The organism is Endozoicomonas montiporae CL-33, assembly GCF_001583435.1.
In the GTDB taxonomy this organism is placed as follows: Bacteria; Pseudomonadota; Gammaproteobacteria; order Pseudomonadales; family Endozoicomonadaceae; genus Endozoicomonas_A; species Endozoicomonas_A montiporae.
Genome location: NZ_CP013251.1, coordinates 598,419 through 616,760, shown reverse-complemented (window position 1 = coordinate 616,760; position 18,342 = coordinate 598,419). Strand labels below are relative to the sequence as shown.

Here is an 18,342-nt window from a genome sequence, read left to right as displayed (position 1 = left end):
AGTTGTGGCTTGCCTGTCCTCGTTGCATCAACAAAACTCTGCGGTCAGTGCCTTAAAAAAACACCCGTCTTTAATCGCTGCTACTCGGCTTTTCAGTACCGCTTTCCAGTCAACCACATTATTCACCGCATCAAGTACAGCCAGCAGACCGCTTTGATAAAGCCAATGACAGCCTCACTGGCTGAGGTGCTTCGACAGCATTACCATCAGGAAATCTGGCCAGAAGCCATTATTCCGGTACCGCTACACAGAAAGCGCTTACAGCAGCGCGGTTACAACCAAGCTCTGCTCCTGGCGAAAGCCCTCAATCGTCAGCTAAAAGATAAAAAGATGGTTTTAGACAAAAAAATGGTAAAACGGATTCGTGCGACAGAAGCGCAACAACAACTCAAAGCCAGTGAACGTCTTAAGAATATTCGAGGAGCCTTTGTCTGCAGGGAAACAGGCTATCGGCATGTTGCCATTGTTGATGATGTAGTCACCACAGGGGAGACCGTTTCAGAGCTATCGAGAGTTCTAAAAAAGCAGGGCGTAAAAACCATAGATGTCTGGTGTCTGGTCAGAACGCCAGCAATTTGATGATCTAAGCCCGGACAGTAAAATACGATTGACAACGAAGGAATTCTCTAATGATAAACGTAAAGCTAAAGAGTAGGCTGTGTTCAAACGCATTGATGTGAAAGTGCATAATTCAAGCTGCCACAGTCCATGTGGCTATGAGTTTTACTGGTTACTAAACTGTGTTTGATGCATCGGGCTTTGAATGGAAAGCACCCAGAAAAATCGATTTCTGTTAGGGCTAAAACGAAATGCTTTGTTTCCGATCTTACATCGTTTTGATTGTTTACTGATTATCCCAAATTCGCCATTTTCCAAATGAGTTGTACCACCATCTTCATCGCTTATCAGTGCACATAGATAAAGAGAGTTACCTTTAGAGTCAAAGTCTATAGCGATGGGTGTGGTGGAAGAAGACGTTGGTGTCAGGTGTTTCTTATGCAATTTTTTCCACACAATTTTTGCATCTGATTCGCTGTTCTGGTTTTCCCAGCCGGACGCTACCTGAAAGTTAATGTCTTCAAGTTGCGCTACTTTATGTCTGTAAAACCCGTAAAAACTATAACGACAGTGTTTAAGACCAATATACTTAGTCATGGTTCCATAAGACCAGCTATTGTCTGCGTTTTTAACTCTGCAGACAGGCACGACAGCCATCCCTGAATCATCTTTTTTATAATTCGTAGTAACTGGTGAAAAGCCCTGTCCCTCGGGTATGATTTTATGATCAGTCCATTGGAATCCTGCATTAGACGTAATAAGATGTTTATGATACAAAATCGGCTCAAACTTGATACGCTCCATTTCAAATACAGCAGCACCGTCTTTTGTCCGAAAGCTCATGTCAGAGTAAGTATCTCCTCCGTATAGTGTTCCAATAATCATGTTATTGCTGACCAGAGGACCACCGCTATCACCATTGGAAGGGATTGGAGCACCTGTATCACATATCATCGGGTTGTCGGCTTCAGCATTGCCTGAAAGAAGCCTTTTGCATCGCTTGGGTCCAGAATTCACTTTTCCCCGTTTAGGCTTTTTTTTCACAGGCAGAGTCAGAATTTTCAAATCACCCTTCTTAAAGCTTCTTAATGTACTTGAGTAGTAATGTGGAACATTTTGCGGATTTGTTCCGTAGCCGTCCCCATAGCCCGCCATCGTGGCTTTTAGATTTGGCTTGATATTAACTTCATTAAAGTTAACGGGTGGCGTTTTGTTAACTACTTCCACAGGCAGGGGAAAGCTTAACTCCAGCAGGGCTATATCATTAACACCCACATGTCCCCCAGCAAAAGCTTCTGTTTGGGGTGTTGTGGCAGGATTTTGTGTAGAAGCAATGCCTGAAGCCCTATCGTCCTTGGCGGCTTCTGAGTTCGGGTGTTTAACAATTCGTTTAACAGGGATTCTTGCACCATGGATCTGACTGTAATTTTTGATTGCAGTAACTGTTTTGTCCTCTGTCTGGTCTCCAAGATTGGCCGTATAGTCAATAGCCAGCACTCCCTCTGTCTCATTGATCGTGCAGTGTGCCGCTGTTATCACCCAGCGTGCATTCAGGGGAATACCTGTGCATGGCTGAGCTGTTGATGATCTAACTATTTTAATCATCCAATACCATCTGCCAGAGTCAGGCATTCCGTTAATAGATCGTTTTTCACGCAACGATGCATGCTCATCAAACGTTTTTTCCAATAGTGATTCATGCATTTTCAAATATCCGGGAGCCAGAGCTGCCGGAAAAAAGTGTTGTGCCCGGACACCAGAGGAAAGAAGAGCAATCTGGCAAAGAATGATAAGCATGTGTATGGAACAATTGATCTTCATAGAGTCAAACCCGCCGAAATTTCAGTGTACTGAGATAAAGACCTTTTCAGTGCAATACTGCTTTGCTTGAAGACTGTTCAATAAATCTTGACTTTGGCATATCCTTTTGAGTTCCATTGACGACTGCTAAACATTTGAGACAACTACTCCGCCCCAAGGGGCTGGGTATGAAGTAAGCTCTGTGAGTAGTTCGCCGCAAGTGGGGAATATGACCTTCAGAGATTTAACGATTTGCAGTAGGTACGCGAAGACCGACTTTTACTGTAAATGCCAAAATTCGGACTTTTCAGAATTCCCAAGGCTTAGATAAGAAAATAGCACCATTTTACAACATTAATTTGCCGCATTTCGAAAGACATGTGTCGTCCATGTGCATCAATTTTGCTGTATTTTTAATGTACTTATGTACAATATATTTTCCTCTAGACCTTGGAAATCAACGGGTGGCCGACTTTGTTGTAAATCAGAAAAAGTCGGCCTTCGCATAGTAGTTTTATAGCACGGTAATGGCATTGATGCCATTTGCATTGGGTGTGATGCAACTCAGTCGGCAAGGTGACCCAAGGCTTATGCATCAATTTAAAACAAACGTACACATCCATCAGGACTTGAATATCAAGAGCTACAGCTCTGTAGAGACAAATGCTCAGATTATGCACAGGTTAAAACTGGGGCTTTTACAGGTTGGCTGATCAAAAGTGTTGCTGAAAACGGGTCATCTCAAACCGGTGGAAAAAGGTCATTTCAAAACGGGGTTGACACCTGAGTTCTGATTCACTTCAAAGGTTCTGAAGCAACTCTCTGGTTACAGAGGTTATGCACTTATGATACGAATTCAGGGTACTTTAAAATCCATCCGAATACAGATACTGGAAGCCCTGTCAGTATCTATCTGTATTCGACAGCCCCGCGACCACCCAATAAAATAGCTGTTTATCGGTTATGTACGCGGACATCAGTATGAACTCAAGTGCTCAACACCCTTACGATCAGCTCACTCCGGATCGGGTGCTGGATGCCATTGAAAGTCAGGGCTATCTTTCTGATGCCCGAATTATGGCATTAAACAGTTACGAGAACCGCGTCTACCAGGTAGGCATTGAAGAAAGCCTGCGCATTATTGCCAAGTTTTACCGCCCACAACGCTGGACCAAAGAGCAAATTCTGGAAGAACATGAGTTCAGCCTCGAACTTCATGATATGGAGTTTCCTATTGTTCCTCCTTTAAAGAACGAACAGGGCGAAACCCTGCACGAATTCGAAGGTTTTCAGTTTGCACTGTTTGAACGCAAAGGTGGCTATCCACCAGAACTGGACAACTTTGACCACCTGCTCACCCTGGGGCGCTGCATGGGAAGGTTGCATCAGTTGGGTTCGGCAAAACCTTTTGAACATCGACCAGCCATTAATTTACAACGTTATGGCAAAGACAATGTGGAGTGGCTGCTGGAAAATGACTTTATTCCAACACCGCTTTTACCTGCCTACGAAACCCTGAGCAGAGATATTCTGAACAAACTGGAAAACATCGAAAAACAGTACCAACCCAAAGCCATCCGGGTTCATGGAGATGCCCATTGCGGCAATATTCTCTGGCGCGACGATAATGCCCACTTTGTGGATTTTGACGACACCTGTATGGCACCGGCCATTCAGGACTTGTGGATGTTTCTGTCAGGCGATCGTGCCAACCAGACGGCACAATTGTCAGAGCTATTAGAGGGATACAATGAGTTTTATGACTTCAGCCCGATTGAGCTGAACCTGATTGAATACTTCCGAACCCTGCGCCTGATGAACTACAGCGGCTGGTTAGCCAAGCGATGGCAAGACCCGGCGTTCCCCATGGCCTTTCCATGGTTTAATACCGAGCGTTACTGGTCGGAGCATATTCTGGAACTGCGCGAGCAAATGGCGGCACTGGATGAACCGCCATTAACGATTATGCCTTAAAAAGCATAAACGATGGGTACTTGCCCGAAAGCAACTACCCATCAAATACCCAGCAAGCCACCATCCATTGACTGAATAAGATATTGTAATACATCTTCAGGCCGCTGCCCTTCTTCTTCCAGTTTTAAAAATAAAGCCTTGCGAAGCTCTTCGAGCGACTTGGTATTGGCAACTGAACGGTTATCCAGATTTTCCAGCCAAAGCTTTGCGGCTTTTACCGTAAGGTCCAGAACACTGTAATGGTCCATGTGAACCTCCTAACCCGAATATTTCATAAAATGCATGCGCTATTGCTACATCCCTTGAAAACTCTCGCTTGTACCTGCAATGGCTTCGGACTGATGTGTCCGAAGCATTTTTGGTAAAAAAGCACTATTTCCATGGGCTGTTGACAGTTGGCAGCAAATTTATGAAATATTCGGGCTAAGGGTTTTCCAGTGTCAAAAGCCACTTTTTTGCCTCAAGCCCACCTGCATAACCTGTTAATGCGCCTGAAGACCCAATGACCCGATGGCAGGGAATGAAAACCAGTAAGGGGTTTTTGCCCACTGCAGCACCTACTGCTCTTGATGCCTTGGGATTATTAATGCTTGAAGCCAGTTCGCTATAACTGACTGTTGCTCCATAGGGAATCTCTAACAGCTTTTGCCAAACCTGCTTCTGAAACAGCGTTCCTTCAGGCTTAACAGGTACATCGAATGATCTACGCTTTCCCTGCATATATTCTTGCATCTCAATTCCAGCCCGATTAAGTATGGGATGCTCATCACTTAACTGGCTCAAATCAAAAGATGATCTGTCATCCGCACTTTGCACCCAGTAACCAGCCAATAGATGCTCTTGATCCGCTACCAGCTTAAAGCGACCGACGGGGGTGTTTAGATATTTGTGAAAAAGAGTCATACGTCACTGCCTTTTGTCCGCGATAAGTCCGATGCATACCGATTCCATAAATGGACTGCCATGTAGCCTCTCCAGGGCCTGACCTGTTCCGGATCTATATCTTTATGCTTTTCAAGTGCTCTACGAATGACCAGATCGGAAGAAGGAAATGCATCGGTATCATTAAACCCTCTCAGTAAAATATATTCTGCCGTCCACGGACCAATGCCGGGGATCTTGAGCAGCTGCTGCTTCAATACTTCCGTGCACTGATAAGGGCTCAGATTAATTGCACCGGATACGACCAGCTTCGATAGTGTCCTTATACTTTCTTTACGCTTACCCGTTGTTTTCAGTCTTGCAAGATCACAATTAGCCAGAATCTCCGGTGTAGGAAATAGTCTGATATCGGACTTATCGACAGGATGGACAACTTTCTCACCATAAGAACTAACCAGTTGATTAACCAGTAATCTTGCATGTTTTAATGATACTAACTGCCCAAGAATGGTAGTAATTGCCGCCTCAAAAGGGTCCCACATACCTGTCAAACGAAGGCCGGGACTCTGTCTGTTGAGACTATCCAATATTGGGTCTTTTGCTAAACGTTCAGTAAGCATGAGTGGGTCAGAGTCTAAATCAAACATCTTGCGAATTTTTTTTGATACCCACAATAGCTGACCATTGTCATCCATAGTGATGGTTGCATTTAAACATAAATTTTCTGGCTGATGCGTTACTTTGACATGACCAACACTCTCTCCAACTCTGAACACTCGTTCGTAAGTATGATCATTTACCATTTCAAGATGACTTATTGCATGATTCCTGAAAAAGTTGAGTTGTTCATCCCAATCAAATGGTGGTCGATACGCCAGAGAAAAATCAATAATTCCATTTTTATCGCTTGCATTTTTTCTGAATAAACCTGGCGTTTGCTGAAACCTTTTTTTAAAGGCATCATTGAATCGGCGTATAGATAAAAAGCCAGATGTCGTTGCCACTTCGGTAATAGGCAAATTTGTTTCAGTCAGCAATTTACGTGAAAAATCAAGGCGAGCCCTGTCTGCACATTGCTTGGGAGTTCGCCCCACTTCCTCTTTAAACAGACGCCGTAAATGCCTTGCTGTCAGACCAAACTTATTGGCAAATTCTTCTTCCGATGAATAAATGAATTCACCATTGGAAATAACCCGTAGCGCTCTTTGCACAACAGCTGATTTGCCCAGCCAGGCGGCTGAAGATGGTGCACATTCTGGCCTACAGCGCATACAGGGCCGATATCCGGCATTCTCTGCCTCTTGAGATGAGGAGTAAAACTCAACGTTAGTCTGTTTGGGCTTGGCAGGGCATATAGGCCGACAATAAATTCCCGTTGTTTTGACAGCAACAAAGAACTTACCATCAAACCGACGATCCCGGGACTGCATTGCCCTGTAATATACAGCTTCATTCATAACATCAATCATAAAACAGCCTGTCGCTCATAACTAGCTATTTTCGGACATCATCGATAAACACTCTATAAGTTTGACTATTGTTGAAAAAAATACGATCACGCAACAAAAAGGACACTAACTTAAAAAAATTCAAGAATAGATTTCCTCACTTTCCAATAAAAATCATTAGCTGTAACAAATCACTAAACCCGTCAGCTTTAATGTTTATGCTGGAAAATCTTTTGCTCAAAATGAATATCATGATTAATTATTCATCGACTATACACAAAAAAGCTTCTGCATAGTCTTTCGATCACGCTATTAACCTGATCGTAAATATAGGACTTACCTTTTGAATTACTACAAACCAGGTGACAGTGGCTCACAAAGAGCCACCGTTACAGACACACCTGCCTACATTAAAAAGTAAATGACAATTGTGTTGCCACACCATAGCGGCTATCCGAACCATACTGTGCAGAGAGGTCAAGACCAAAGCGCCCGAAAGGACTAAAACCCAAACCAGCGGTTATCACATCCTCACTGTAGTCGGTCATACTGTGTCGGTAACCTGCCCGAACCTGCGCCCAGCGAAAAGCATTCAGTTCCGTACCAATGCTAAGAAACTGGGTTTTATAGTCCGACCCGGCAAAATGACGGCGCTTGTTCAAATCAGCATCCATCGTCGCTGAAAACCAGCCCCGGCTATATCCAACACCTAACGTATAATGGGGCTCCACCAGATACGTGTCAGTGCCACCGCGCTGAACATTGGTTTCAAGCTCTCGCTTGAACAGGTTTTTTGCTGCAAAACCAATCCGGGTTCGTTCACCCGGGTTGTAGGTCATACCAAAGTCCAGGTTAAACGTTGAGTCTTCAACGTAATCATCGCTGATTTTCTTAAACTCATCGTCATCAAAATCACCCGCACTTTCATGGTAATTCAGTGTGTAAAGGCGTTGAAATTTAGGTGCCAGACCCACAGACCATTTACCAAAACTTCTGGCAAAGGTGAAACCGATATCCATGGTGCCACCGGCAAGTCCCTGAACCGTTGATTTGATATCGTCCGGGTCCGGATCACCAATAAGATCATCGTCGTCTACATTGGCGGTTGCCAGCAGTGTCAGGTTAGCCTTGGTAAAGAAATTGATACTCATATAGCGGTTAGGAATCGCAATAACCAGTCCCAGATCACCATCAATTGTCGCAAGACCTTTATCCAGAGCCTTCAATGAGCGATGCCATTCATCTGCCAACTCATCAATATTGCCTCCGTTCTTGATCTGATTGTTGATATCTTCAAAGTCTTCGACCTTGTTATAAAGATCATCACCATCATGAATACCCAGGCCTGCCGTTGGTAATAACATTCCAAAGTTATCACGATCTTCATACTCTGCGGCCAGAGCGGGATTGTACATCGGAGACGCCAGATAACTACCCGCCGCAACCCCTGCGCCACCCATTGCAAATCCACGGGCGTCTGCCTGAGCCTGTCCAGACAAAGCCATACCAGCACTTACTGCTGTCAGTGCCAGTGCAATTCCTTTTTTGTTTAACATTCGTACGTAAAGAGTCTGTCAATAAAGCCTACAGTATACCTTCCAAAAAAATCATTAATAACAACCAGTTAACTATTAATTTTGCGCGTTCATACTTCGTTCATATTAAAGCCTTCAACTTTATTGAAATATCTTATTTACTGAAAATTTCATAGTTTCTTTCAGGAATAATTAACTGGTTCTTTTTAACTAATCGATCACTTGAACCGTTAGATTTTGGTCTATCTTCTACAGCAACATTCATAAAACAAAATAGATGAGTTTGCTGATGCAACGAATAGTATGGTTGGGCTATCTTTTTGGTGTGCTGCTTCTGATGTTAGCAGCCCAAAGGGTTGCTCTAGCAACTCACAATGCCGAGGATACCAGTTCAAAGCTGTACGAAAACTTTCGTAGTAAACTCAGCGCCATTAATGCGAGTACCGAAGTTATCAGATACAGCAAGCCGATTTATGACTTACTATCCATCACCGAGCAATCTACAGACTTTTCCTCTGTAAGCCATATGTTGTCCGTACTGAGATCAGGCTGGGATAAAGAAAGATTAAGTTACACGGTACAAGCTAAGGAACAGGTTGATTCGGCCAACAAAGCACTGAGAAATACACCTGTATTCGGTGCTTATAGTAGTGGTCAAATAGACGATTCTGGCTTTGAGCAAAAAGCTTACTATCATAACTTGATGATTTTTGTTTCGTCTCATCCCGGTTCGATGTCGAAACATATTCTTCACCTTAGAGCATGGATGAACAGAAAGATTGGCAAGAACTCATTACCTACAAGCATCATATTGATAACCTCTGATTCTAAGTTCTATTCCCGCCTTGATATTGCTGAAAATGGCCTTGAGCCAGGACTTATAAAATATTTAAACGAGACCTTTAAGGGAGATGGTCGCCTAAGTCAGGGGCAACTTGCCAAAGAGATCATTTTGTATTACTTCAAAGACTGGACCATTATCAAGACTATTGATATTGGCTTGCATTCTGGAGCCCTTCGCTCTGAGTTTGAAAAAGGGCTGTCAGATGAACGCGACTTTATCAACTATTCTGATTTGACACTGGTTACTCCTCAGCCATTTTGTGAACTGGCAAAAACGATAGTTCGCCATAAACTACCGACCCAAAGTTTCAAATTCTACCATTCATGCTATGACGATAAGAAGCCTCATGCCCAATTGGAAACGGATGATATTGCTGATCGCCTGGATGCTTTTAAGGAATGGATCAACACGGAAAACGAATACCAGCAGAACACTCAGCACTAGACAAACAAAGGTAGCACCGAACAGATGAAGTTATTTTATGCACTTATTTTTTGCGCTTCTACGGCAGGTGCTTTTTACGTCAGTTATATCCTATCTTTCAGACACAGATGTCTAAACCTGTTCTTTTCTTTATTTATTCTAAAGTACCAACTAGCTCTGGCAACAGCTTCAGAAGACGTCTTACACCCGGATGTCTACGTGATGAAATGGGCAGAAAATTTTGGTGGCAATTACTACAACAAGCTCTCGCGTTCGCTAACCAGTCACTCAAACCTGCTCAGATTGAATCAGTCAGGAGGCTGGTTCTCGGGTTATGAAAAACAGCTTTATGAGCAATACAAAAAAGACCATTACAATCAACACAAAAAGGACATAGATCTTGTCAATTCTTGCCCTGCCTGTTTAGTCGCATTGATCAGGGGCCTTGATCATAATTTATTTTCAATCCCGCAGCATGTCTCACTGATTAATCTGTTAGAAAAGCTAAAAATAACCCGTCATTATTTTGGATTAGCTTCAATCGTTTTGCTTACCCAGAATCAGGAAGGCAGCACTGCCCTAGCCCCGGAGCAGCGACTGGAAGCACAAAAATGGCTGCTTGATGAAGGTGAAGAAATTAAGGAGCGACATAATCCAGTGACAGGCATGAAGTCAGAGATTGTTGAGTATCTACATCAGCTGGAAATGTACCAGACCCTGATCCCTAGTGCTAGTCAACACTCTAATGATCATTCACTCTTGCTGGGTGGCAGCATTCAACAAATGCAAATTCGCTTCATTGGAATGATCGCTTTCTATGATAACTACGGAATACCTGAACAGCACGATGGCTATCGCCCTTATGAGCCAATATCCAGAGTTATGGGCAAAGTCACCACGCTGACCTGTGATAGAGTCGTTAATTCCGGCAAGCTGACCGATCAGGTACGAGAAGTAGACGAGGATTACGATTCAGTCTGGTTTGAAATTGATCAAGACGGCATGACCGATATTTCCTATCACCAGAAAACCCATTTATCCACCTTAACAGAAGATACAGCCTACCGGGCCATCGTTCATGGCGTCAGAAAAATGTGTGATGATGAGCAGTATTTTGATCGGAAAAGACGCTCGATTGGTGGCTATCACCCCAAACAGAAACAAGTCGTTACCAGCTACCTACCAGAACAAGGCGTTACCAGCTACCTGTATCACAAACTCAAAAAAGATTATTCATTTGTACTAACCGATAAGTTCAAGGAGGCATCTTGCCGCTTTCTTAGTGAGCATCGGGATCATCCAGACACGTTCATGACACCAGAAAAACCCATAGGTGCATCAAGTATAAAACGCCCCACCACCAAACAAACAGTTAAAGAATGGATGAAGGCACGCTCTCCTTGCAAAGGGAAAAAAGTCTGCCATATTACAACCTTCAGCAGTCAGCCTAATGCCCGTTATCAGCAGGTGGCAGTACTACAAGGGGTCGAAGAAGAAATAGATAATTTGGACCCGACCAAAATACTGGTTTCAATAGGAGCATTTGGCGCATCAACAGAAATCCCTATCATTGAAGCACTGGATAATCTAAGCCGCACCCTGTTTATGATCCAGAGAAGACCCAAGCGATAAAGTAGTATTGATGACGATTATACCAATTCCGTTTTCTAAATATGACCATGAGCAAGCCAATCCAAATCGCTGGGCAAGGAAGAACGACGAGTAATAGCTGGCTATTGCGAGGAGTTCTGACGCAGAACCAGCGGTTTGGATTGGCTGCGCAATTCATGTTTAGAAGACGGAATTGGTATTATTCATCGTCATCAAAGTTATAAGCATCAGGCGCCAGGTTTTCAAAGCGGGTGTACTGCCCGATAAAGGCCAGTCTGACCGAGCCGATAGGACCATTACGCTGTTTGCCGATAATAATTTCACCGACGCCTTTGTATTCCGTATCGGGGTTATACACCTCGTCCCGATATATAAACATAATGACGTCAGCATCCTGCTCGATTGCACCCGATTCACGCAAGTCAGAGTTAACCGGACGTTTGTTAGGGCGCTGCTCCAGAGATCGGTTTAGCTGTGACAACGCGATCACCGGTACATTGAACTCTTTGGCAATGGCTTTTAGAGAACGGGAGATTTCAGAAATCTCATTGGTTCGTCCCTGATCATAACCGGGTATCTGCATCAGCTGCAGATAGTCGATCATGATCATGCCCAGTTCACCATGCTCTCTCACAATCCTGCGGGCACGGGAACGCATTTCGGATGGGCTGATGCCGGCAGTGTCGTCAATGAACAGTTTTTTGTCCTTGATACGCTCAACGGCAGACACCAGCTTGGGCCAGTCTTCTTCTTCCAGATTACCGGAACGTACTTTGGACTGATTAATTCGACCAAGCGACGACAGCATACGCATCATCAACTGCTCACTGGGCATCTCCAGACTGAACACCATGATGCCTTTGTCAGTATTCAACAAAGCATTCTCCACCAGGTTCATCGCGAACGTGGTGTTATGAACACAGAAGTCTTCTGCAACAAAGTTATGGGTGTCCGGCACGGTCAGATCATACACCTGCTTCTCACCCTGTGGTTCAATGGCAACAATTTTGTCCCAATAAACATCTGAGCTGGCAAGATGCTGAAGATAATCGTCATTGAACAGTTCAGAAAACAAAGCTGCGCGCTTTCTACTGATTCTCCGACGGCTGACTCCGGTCAGATGTGGGTTGTAGTTCTCCGGATAGGCTTTACCGGCACTGGTGTAGATTTCTCTCCAGCTGCGATCACCTTTCAGCTTCAAAATATACTCACAAACAGACTCCGGCAGAGTGTCACTGTTGTCGTGAGCAGTTTTTCCTGCAAGCTCTTTTTCAACCGCTTTAATTCGATCTTCTTTGGCAAAAATACCAATATTGTCAATAAATGCCCGAATAGAAGACTGACTCAGTACTTCCAGCTCATAAGTTGCCTGTGCCCCCTCCCCCTGATAGGCATTTACTTTTTTCCTTACTTTGGCATTAATACCAAAACGCAACAAAAGGTGCTGCAGGCCCTTAATCAGCTCATAGCTTGATGATGCATAAGAAATACGACACTGACCGTTCCCCTGGACAAATGCACTGCCATCACAGGCAAACAGATGCCGCAAAAACATTGCCATATCACTTTTCTCAAGCTGATAAACAACATCAGGCAATGCTTTTTCATGTGCCAGCCTGTTATTTAGACCCAGAGTTTCCAGCCATTTCGTCAATGGATTCTGATCATTCCAGACGGACTGCTCATATCCACAGGGAAATAATTCATTAGTACAGACGTCAAGGGTCTGACAGAGAACGGGAACGTATTCTTCAGCCGGTGTCGCTTCACCGTTTTTCCAGTAGCTGATGGTGGACTCTGCAACATCCAGAGTACTCGCCAGAGCTTTCCCGGTAATGTCTTTTTCCTGCATTAATGAAGACAGTTTTTGCGAAAACAGCTGACGCGCTTTTGAAACCTGCTCCAGATCACTGCTCACTCTTACAGAAGGAGTGCGCTTGTCATCTTCAATACGAACACACTTAACACCATCAAAGGCATTAACTGCGGCAACAAAATCTTCCAGTACACTCTCAGAACTATTGGTAAAGCGCAGGGATGTCTGTGTTGTTCCACCATCACCAATGAAATAGGCCATTAACCGGAGTTTGTGATCTGGCAGACTCTCATGACCAAAAACAGGCAGAACCCTTGGTATCGCAACGGCATCACCCACATTAAGATTACCCAGTGGCTGCCAGCCATCAGCAGACAGGAATGGGTGGGTCAGTGTTGTTTCGATGGTACGCCCCAAAGCAGTCTGTACTTTAAATACCGGTTTGAAGCCATCATCAACAAAAGCCGAGGGCGCAGCAGGGCGCAGACGAAAATCATTTCCCAAAGAAAGCAATGCACCGGACTCTCTGGCAACAATATCATCGATTTTAACCAGTGCTCCGGTTTCAGGATCAAGAACACGACTACCGGCAACAATGCACTTACCCATAGACGGACGTGCAGCAACAATCACCATATCGGACGGTTGCATACCCGACGTCATGTTATCCAGATCCGTAAAGCCAGTGGTTATACCTGTAATCGCATCACCGGCATTAAACAGCTCATCAATTTTCTTGACGGTATTGTCGAGAATTTCACGAACACCCTGAGGGCCACCGGTCTTGGGACGCTCTTCAGCAATGTTAAAAACCAGACGCTCAGCTTCATCCAGTACATCCTGACTGTTAAGGCCTTCAGGGTTATAGGCTCGTTCCGCAATTTTCTGGCTGGTCTGAATCAGCTTGCGCAGTACCGAGCGCTCCTGAATGATGTTGGCATAGGCTTCAATATTGGCAATGCCTGCCACGCTGGACACCAGCTCGGTGATGTACAGCATACCGCCTGCATCATCCAGATCACCCTGACGATCCAGAGTGTCTGCCAGTGTCAGAGGATCAAAAGGCAGGCTCTCATTGGCAGACTTGGCCATGGCTGAATAAATAATACGGTGACGGGGATGGTAGAAATCATCACTCGTCACTTTGTCCCCAACCTTGTCCCAGGCTTCGTTATCCAGCAGCAGGCCACCCAGAACAGACTGTTCCGCCTCGATGGAATGAGGTGGGGTCTTCAGGCTTACAGTTGCTTCATCAATAGGTAATTCAGCTTCTTGTAGGGTGCTTTGCATGGCCACAATAAAACAGGTTGTCAGTTGACTCTACAGAATACCGCAACTCGGCTTATGTAGACAGACTGAACAAGTCAGACCACTCAAGGATATTAAGAATCAATGCTATCCACTCAGGCTTAAGTGCAGAATTGACTCAGAAAGAGATTGATTTTTTTACCAACGCCAAAAAATCAGCTGGCTATTGCGTGTTTTTGCACCACTGTGACTTTGACAGCCGAAATAAGCAGTGCTCCCTTAACTTATGACCGACTGGCAACGCCGGATGCTCGAATGTACCGGGCTCTTTAATCATCTGTAGCCTCTCCATTACCGCAGAGGATCTTGTGTTAATTGTGGCGGTGAAGGAGACAATTTCATCAAGGTTCAGCTGATTAAAACCCACAGCGAGTACGGCATTGGCGGCCTCTGTCGCCAAACCGTTACCCCAGAATGCTCTTGATAAGCGCCAGCCAATCTCTACACAGGGAGAAAACGGGAGCGGATGTGTAGCAGGGCTTACGCATCAATCTGAACTAGCAAATGCCGATTAGGGAGTTGTTTTCTCTAACACACAGTTGAAAAGAAGTTGAAATAATCAAACTCTCAGGATTTTTAAACGACAGTAGGTTTTATATCTCCTGATTTTCACCAATTCCAAACCGAACAGTCGTACTTTGAAAATCTGTAGTCGTTAATATTCAGCCTCTACAAGATAGGTACGATTGTTTTAATTTGATGCGTAAACCCTGGGATGTGTAGGGATATGCAGGCCGGTAAACCCAATAAAATGCCCGGATACCTTTTGTTCAAGTGCCCAGAAGCCCCAGCCCCACTGTTCAATCAAAGACTGGAAATTAACAGCAAGATCATCACTTTCTTTTTGACTGAGAGTGGAAGGATAAAACGCCATCACCTCGGCATCCGGATTTAATCGTGCAAATGGCTTGAAATCTAAAGTCTGCCACTGCCGCAAATAGAGACGATCGGTTTCTGTCTCGATGATATCTGTCATATTGCCTGCTGAATTTTAAGAGACTGACTGTTTAGTTTATCTGTATAAGGCTGGTTCAGCCGCCGCCGAAAGGCGATCGGACGGAGGGGCAAAGCCTCGGATCGAACTGGAACCATTTGCTGGCTGTCGTCACTTTTTTCTGGCGACAATAGCTATTTCACTGGACTCTGTAGAAAAATCTGAACCTGCAACATCGGAGTAGAATTCTTCGACTATGAAACCGCTATCCTCAATCTCTTTTTTGATGACATCTTTAGAAAAGTGCTGCAACCAGTTATAAACAACTCGTGTTCTCTCTTTTTCAATTATCGTGTATTTATCTAAGGTTACCTTTTCCTGATCATATTTAAAGGTGATTAGGAAAGCATAATATTCGTCAGCTGACCAAAAGTTGTTGAGTAAATTCAGGTCGTATATGGTGGACCCCACTGTCAAGACAGTAAACCAACAAATTTAAGTTAAGTCCTGGCAGTGGTCCAAAGCCCTCATGCAAAGTGAATTGCCTTAGGCGTTTTATAACTCAACGACTGGTGTAATCGTTCAGTGTTGTAAAACTCAAAGTATTCATCCAGCCCAGTATAAAGCTCTGGAACAGTCTGAAATTCATGCGTGTACAGCCATTCATGTTTGACGGAGCGCCACAGCCTCTCGACAAAAATGTTATCCAGTGCTCGCCCTTTCCCGTCCATGCTGATACGTATTTCCCGTTCCTGAAGAGGTGCCAGAAAATCATTACTGGTAAACTGACACCCTTGGTCAGTGTTGAATATATCAGGTTCACCTTGTTCCAAAGCTCGACCCAGCGCATGAATACAGAAGTCTGCATCCAGTGTGTTCGACAGCTCCCAGCTGACCACGTAACGGCTGTACCAGTCAATAATGGCAACCAGATACATAAACCCCTGAGGCATCGGGCAGTACGTAATATCAGTACTCCAGACCTGATTGGGTCTCACAATATCAACGCCGTTCAACAAGTACGGGTAAACCTTATGCTCTTTGTTTCTCAGGCTTGTGCCCGGTTTTGGTCCGACAGCCTGTATGCCCATCAGCCTCATAAGTCGCTGTATACGCTTCCTGTTGACCGGAAAGCCCTGCTCATTCAGCCATGCAGTTATCTTACGACTGCCGTAAAACGGTGTACGTGTATACTGCTCATCAATGAGCCTCATCAGATTCAGATTCTCAGGGCTTTCCAAAGCTGGAGAAGCTTGGTAATACCAGCTTGACCTGCTTAACCCAACCAGTTCACATTGGCGCTGAATGCTGATCTTCGAGTGATCCGGGTCTATGCATCTCCGTTTGTCATCAATGGACATTGCCAGATTTTTTTTTCAACCAGTCCAGCTCCATTTTAAGCCGTCCGATCTCCTGATACAGGGGGGCAGTGAGCGCATCTGGATCTACCTCTGGCCGTGCCCTGCCGAAGACTTCTGGAACCCCCTGGAGTAGCTGTCGCTTCCACTGGCTAACCTGAACGGCTGCAACTTCGTGTTCGCTTGCCAGCTGGTTTATGGTCTTTTCGCCCTTGTAGGCTTCGAGTGCTACCTGTGCCTTAAATTCGGGCTTATGTCGTTTTCTTTTTGCTGTCATGATTCCCTCCTGCAGGGTCATCTTACAGCCAGAAAACTTAACTTAGCTACCTGTCCAGTTTATGGGGTCCATCATAGTATGAGGTAGCTTCACTTATGCTATCAAATCGACTTAATGAAAAAACATCAATCAGAATTTGACCCTCTGGCTTCAAGAATTTATTCATTTTGGTTAGCAATAATTTTCTTTGTTCTGGACTTAAAGCACAGTAATCACAAAAAATCATTGTAACAAGGTCAAATTTTTTGTCAGTTTCAAACTCTAAATAATCATCCTGATGATAATTAATATTCAGTCTCTTTTGATCAGCATCTGCTCTTGCATACTCAATGGATCTGTTAGAAAAATCGGTAGTGGGCCAGAACTGTTATATCGCGTGAATATTGACCCCAAACTCAACTTTATTAATCAATAATCCAATAACAATATCGTGCATCTTTTCGAGCTTTGAAAAACAAATTGTCTTTCTGGCCAACCGTTTAATCCAAGTCCGAAAATTAAGGTTTTTACGCTCTATCTTCTGAGTGTTTGCTTTACCAATAATATGCATGTTTTCATCAAGGTGTCGCTCATAGGCTCCCCAATCATCGGTGTAAAATTTATTAATACCAAATGGCTTCAGAAGTGTTTTGAGTTCTTTAAAAACTTCATCTTTCCGTTTTCCGAAAACATAAGCAAGCACGGTATTTGTAGCGTGATCAACAGCATACCAAAGCCAGCGTTGGTTCGATTTATCATGAACATACGACCACTGCTCATCTAGCTCAGCCTCTTGGCAGACAAGCCCTACATGAATAATTGCATCTGACTTGAGATCAATAGTTTGAATATTTGGGTTGACCTTTACCAGACCGCTTTCTTTTTTTTAAGAGTCTTTATTACTGTTGTCTTGCTTATTCCGAGTACTTTACTTGTATCCCTGATTCCGCTGCCATTTATTGCCATATCGATGATTTTTTCTTTAACGCCAGGCTCACAGGCCTTGTAGCGATATTCAAGCATGAAGGTTTTGATTTCACATTTGTCATTACAGCAATAGTATCGTGGAACATCATGAGTGCTGTATCCGAAAGGCCGAACTTGGTTACTGCCACATGTTGTACAGAGGACTTGCGTAAGGCACATTTTTAAACCGCATTTTTCAAAGTTGCCGAATGTCGTATTTTAGCAGACAGGGCTAGAATCACAGAACTGTGCCACTACCGAAAAATCTACACCTGTCACATTGGCTTTATGCTTTGCAAACAAAGATGTATATAATCCTGGGCCGCAGCCAAAATCAATGATGCTTGTATTAGAATCAATACCAAAATGAGAGACAATCCAGTCAACAGAGCGATTGATAAACTCATGATTTCTAGATGAAATGTCAATTGATTCATTCAAATGACATTCGAGCATTTTTTTTGATGCATGTTCGTCAGTCCATAGTTCCTTTGCAGCTATTCCCGCTGAATATACGTCTTAAGACGTTTAAGTTGGTGTAGGCAAGGAACATTTAATACGTTCAGGGAGTGTCCTTCACTTCCAGCGAATCTTGAACGAACAAAAATTTTGAACCCTGAAACCAGACT

17 protein-coding genes and 1 pseudogene are annotated in these 18,342 nt (G+C 44.0%); 4 read left to right on the top strand and 14 right to left on the bottom strand.

The annotated features are described in order from the left end of the window. Positions 1–9 precede the first annotated feature (9 nt). Complete coding sequence (locus EZMO1_RS02730) at positions 10–579, top strand: ComF family protein (RefSeq protein ID WP_160174098.1); 570 nt, start codon at positions 10–12, stop codon at positions 577–579. Positions 580–723: 144 nt separating this feature from the next. Here EZMO1_RS02730 and EZMO1_RS02725 read toward each other — a convergent pair whose 3' ends face one another. Then, on the bottom strand, positions 724–2,355 hold the full coding sequence (locus EZMO1_RS02725; protein ID WP_222842183.1) for a trypsin-like serine protease: 1,632 nt from the start codon (positions 2,353–2,355) through the stop codon (positions 724–726). Positions 2,356–3,339: 984 nt separating this feature from the next. Here EZMO1_RS02725 and EZMO1_RS02715 point away from each other — a divergent pair. Further along, positions 3,340–4,332, top strand: coding sequence for a serine/threonine protein kinase (locus EZMO1_RS02715; RefSeq protein ID WP_034878720.1), 993 nt, complete (start codon positions 3,340–3,342; stop codon positions 4,330–4,332). Positions 4,333–4,373: 41 nt separating this feature from the next. Here the strand turns inward: EZMO1_RS02715 and EZMO1_RS02710 are convergent, their stop codons facing one another. From EZMO1_RS02710 to traF, 5 genes and pseudogenes are all read right to left on the bottom strand, one after another. Beyond that, the gene (locus EZMO1_RS02710) at positions 4,374–4,580 is read right to left on the bottom strand and encodes a hypothetical protein (RefSeq protein WP_034878004.1); all 207 of its coding nucleotides are present in this window, start codon (positions 4,578–4,580) and stop codon (positions 4,374–4,376) included. Positions 4,581–4,755: 175 nt separating this feature from the next. Continuing rightward, entirely contained in the window at positions 4,756–5,064 is a 309-nt protein-coding gene (locus tag EZMO1_RS27515) for a methylated-DNA--[protein]-cysteine S-methyltransferase (RefSeq protein WP_236632066.1), read from the bottom strand. A gap of 6 nt (positions 5,065–5,070) precedes the next feature. Beyond that, positions 5,071–5,235 (bottom strand): annotated as a pseudogene (locus EZMO1_RS27950) (hypothetical protein); the annotation flags it as partial. Further along, positions 5,232–6,683 carry a DNA-3-methyladenine glycosylase 2 family protein gene (locus EZMO1_RS02700; RefSeq protein WP_034878002.1) on the bottom strand — a complete coding sequence of 484 codons (1,452 nt, stop codon included), beginning with the start codon at positions 6,681–6,683 and terminating at the stop codon, positions 5,232–5,234. The pseudogene EZMO1_RS27950 and the gene EZMO1_RS02700, both read right to left, overlap by 4 nt. A 389-nt stretch (positions 6,684–7,072) precedes the next feature. Further along, a complete protein-coding gene (gene traF / locus EZMO1_RS02695; RefSeq protein WP_034878001.1) occupies positions 7,073–8,218 on the bottom strand; it encodes a conjugal transfer protein TraF in 1,146 nt (381 codons plus the stop codon). A gap of 256 nt (positions 8,219–8,474) precedes the next feature. Here traF and EZMO1_RS02690 point away from each other — a divergent pair, with 256 nt between their 5' ends. Both EZMO1_RS02690 and EZMO1_RS02685 read left to right on the top strand, forming a co-directional pair. Further along, positions 8,475–9,485 (top strand): hypothetical protein, encoded by a 1,011-nt coding sequence (locus EZMO1_RS02690; RefSeq protein ID WP_034878000.1) that lies wholly within the window; start codon positions 8,475–8,477, stop codon positions 9,483–9,485. A gap of 24 nt (positions 9,486–9,509) precedes the next feature. After that, positions 9,510–11,096 carry a hypothetical protein gene (locus EZMO1_RS02685; protein ID WP_222842182.1) on the top strand — a complete coding sequence of 529 codons (1,587 nt, stop codon included), beginning with the start codon at positions 9,510–9,512 and terminating at the stop codon, positions 11,094–11,096. A 178-nt stretch (positions 11,097–11,274) separates the two neighbouring features. Here EZMO1_RS02685 and dnaB read toward each other — a convergent pair whose 3' ends face one another. From dnaB to EZMO1_RS26485, 8 genes are all read right to left on the bottom strand, one after another. Beyond that, the gene (gene dnaB, locus EZMO1_RS02680; RefSeq protein WP_051790424.1) at positions 11,275–14,181 is read right to left on the bottom strand and encodes a replicative DNA helicase; all 2,907 of its coding nucleotides are present in this window, start codon (positions 14,179–14,181) and stop codon (positions 11,275–11,277) included. A gap of 181 nt (positions 14,182–14,362) precedes the next feature. Next, the gene (locus EZMO1_RS02675; RefSeq protein ID WP_051790423.1) at positions 14,363–14,599 is read right to left on the bottom strand and encodes a GNAT family N-acetyltransferase; all 237 of its coding nucleotides are present in this window, start codon (positions 14,597–14,599) and stop codon (positions 14,363–14,365) included. A gap of 291 nt (positions 14,600–14,890) precedes the next feature. Beyond that, positions 14,891–15,175, bottom strand: coding sequence for a GNAT family N-acetyltransferase (locus tag EZMO1_RS02670; protein ID WP_061509254.1), 285 nt, complete (start codon positions 15,173–15,175; stop codon positions 14,891–14,893). Between the two features lie 129 nt (positions 15,176–15,304). Then, positions 15,305–15,610: a hypothetical protein gene (locus EZMO1_RS02665; protein ID WP_145912443.1), complete on the bottom strand. Its 306-nt coding sequence runs from the start codon at positions 15,608–15,610 to the stop codon at positions 15,305–15,307. A 50-nt stretch (positions 15,611–15,660) separates the two neighbouring features. Further along, positions 15,661–16,768 (bottom strand): IS3 family transposase gene (locus EZMO1_RS02660; protein ID WP_145912435.1). Its coding sequence is split into 2 segments (ribosomal slippage): positions 15,661–16,501 and positions 16,500–16,768, totalling 1,110 coding nucleotides; the frame shifts between segments, so codons are not numbered across the junction. Between the two features lie 46 nt (positions 16,769–16,814). Beyond that, positions 16,815–17,063, bottom strand: a complete 249-nt coding sequence (locus tag EZMO1_RS27945) for a class I SAM-dependent methyltransferase (protein WP_420809937.1) — start codon at positions 17,061–17,063, stop codon at positions 16,815–16,817. Positions 17,064–17,135: 72 nt separating this feature from the next. Beyond that, positions 17,136–17,893, bottom strand: a protein-coding gene (locus EZMO1_RS27940; RefSeq protein ID WP_420809906.1) for an IS1 family transposase whose coding sequence is annotated in 2 segments (ribosomal slippage) — positions 17,136–17,626 and positions 17,626–17,893 — 759 coding nt in all. Because the reading frame shifts where the segments join, the coding sequence is not laid out codon by codon here. Between the two features lie 39 nt (positions 17,894–17,932). Then, positions 17,933–18,169: a methyltransferase domain-containing protein gene (locus EZMO1_RS26485; protein WP_222842181.1), complete on the bottom strand. Its 237-nt coding sequence runs from the start codon at positions 18,167–18,169 to the stop codon at positions 17,933–17,935. Positions 18,170–18,342: the final 173 nt, after the last annotated feature.

What these genes read in the sequence shown, in the direction of transcription:
- EZMO1_RS02725 (WP_222842183.1), bottom strand. Translation starts at nt 2,355, where the DNA reads ATGCTTATCATTCTTTGCCAGATTGCTCTTCTTTCCTCTGGTGTCCGG.
- EZMO1_RS02715 (WP_034878720.1), top strand. Translation starts at nt 3,340, where the DNA reads ATGAACTCAAGTGCTCAACACCCTTACGATCAGCTCACTCCGGATCGG.
- EZMO1_RS02710 (WP_034878004.1), bottom strand. Translation starts at nt 4,580, where the DNA reads ATGGACCATTACAGTGTTCTGGACCTTACGGTAAAAGCCGCAAAGCTT.
- EZMO1_RS27515 (WP_236632066.1), bottom strand. Translation starts at nt 5,064, where the DNA reads ATGCAAGAATATATGCAGGGAAAGCGTAGATCATTCGATGTACCTGTT.
- EZMO1_RS02700 (WP_034878002.1), bottom strand. Translation starts at nt 6,683, where the DNA reads ATGATTGATGTTATGAATGAAGCTGTATATTACAGGGCAATGCAGTCC.
- traF (WP_034878001.1), bottom strand. Translation starts at nt 8,218, where the DNA reads ATGTTAAACAAAAAAGGAATTGCACTGGCACTGACAGCAGTAAGTGCT.
- EZMO1_RS02690 (WP_034878000.1), top strand. Translation starts at nt 8,475, where the DNA reads ATGAGTTTGCTGATGCAACGAATAGTATGGTTGGGCTATCTTTTTGGT.
- EZMO1_RS02685 (WP_222842182.1), top strand. Translation starts at nt 9,510, where the DNA reads ATGAAGTTATTTTATGCACTTATTTTTTGCGCTTCTACGGCAGGTGCT.
- dnaB (WP_051790424.1), bottom strand. Translation starts at nt 14,181, where the DNA reads ATGCAAAGCACCCTACAAGAAGCTGAATTACCTATTGATGAAGCAACT.
- EZMO1_RS02670 (WP_061509254.1), bottom strand. Translation starts at nt 15,175, where the DNA reads ATGACAGATATCATCGAGACAGAAACCGATCGTCTCTATTTGCGGCAG.
- EZMO1_RS26485 (WP_222842181.1), bottom strand. Translation starts at nt 18,169, where the DNA reads ATGCTCGAATGTCATTTGAATGAATCAATTGACATTTCATCTAGAAAT.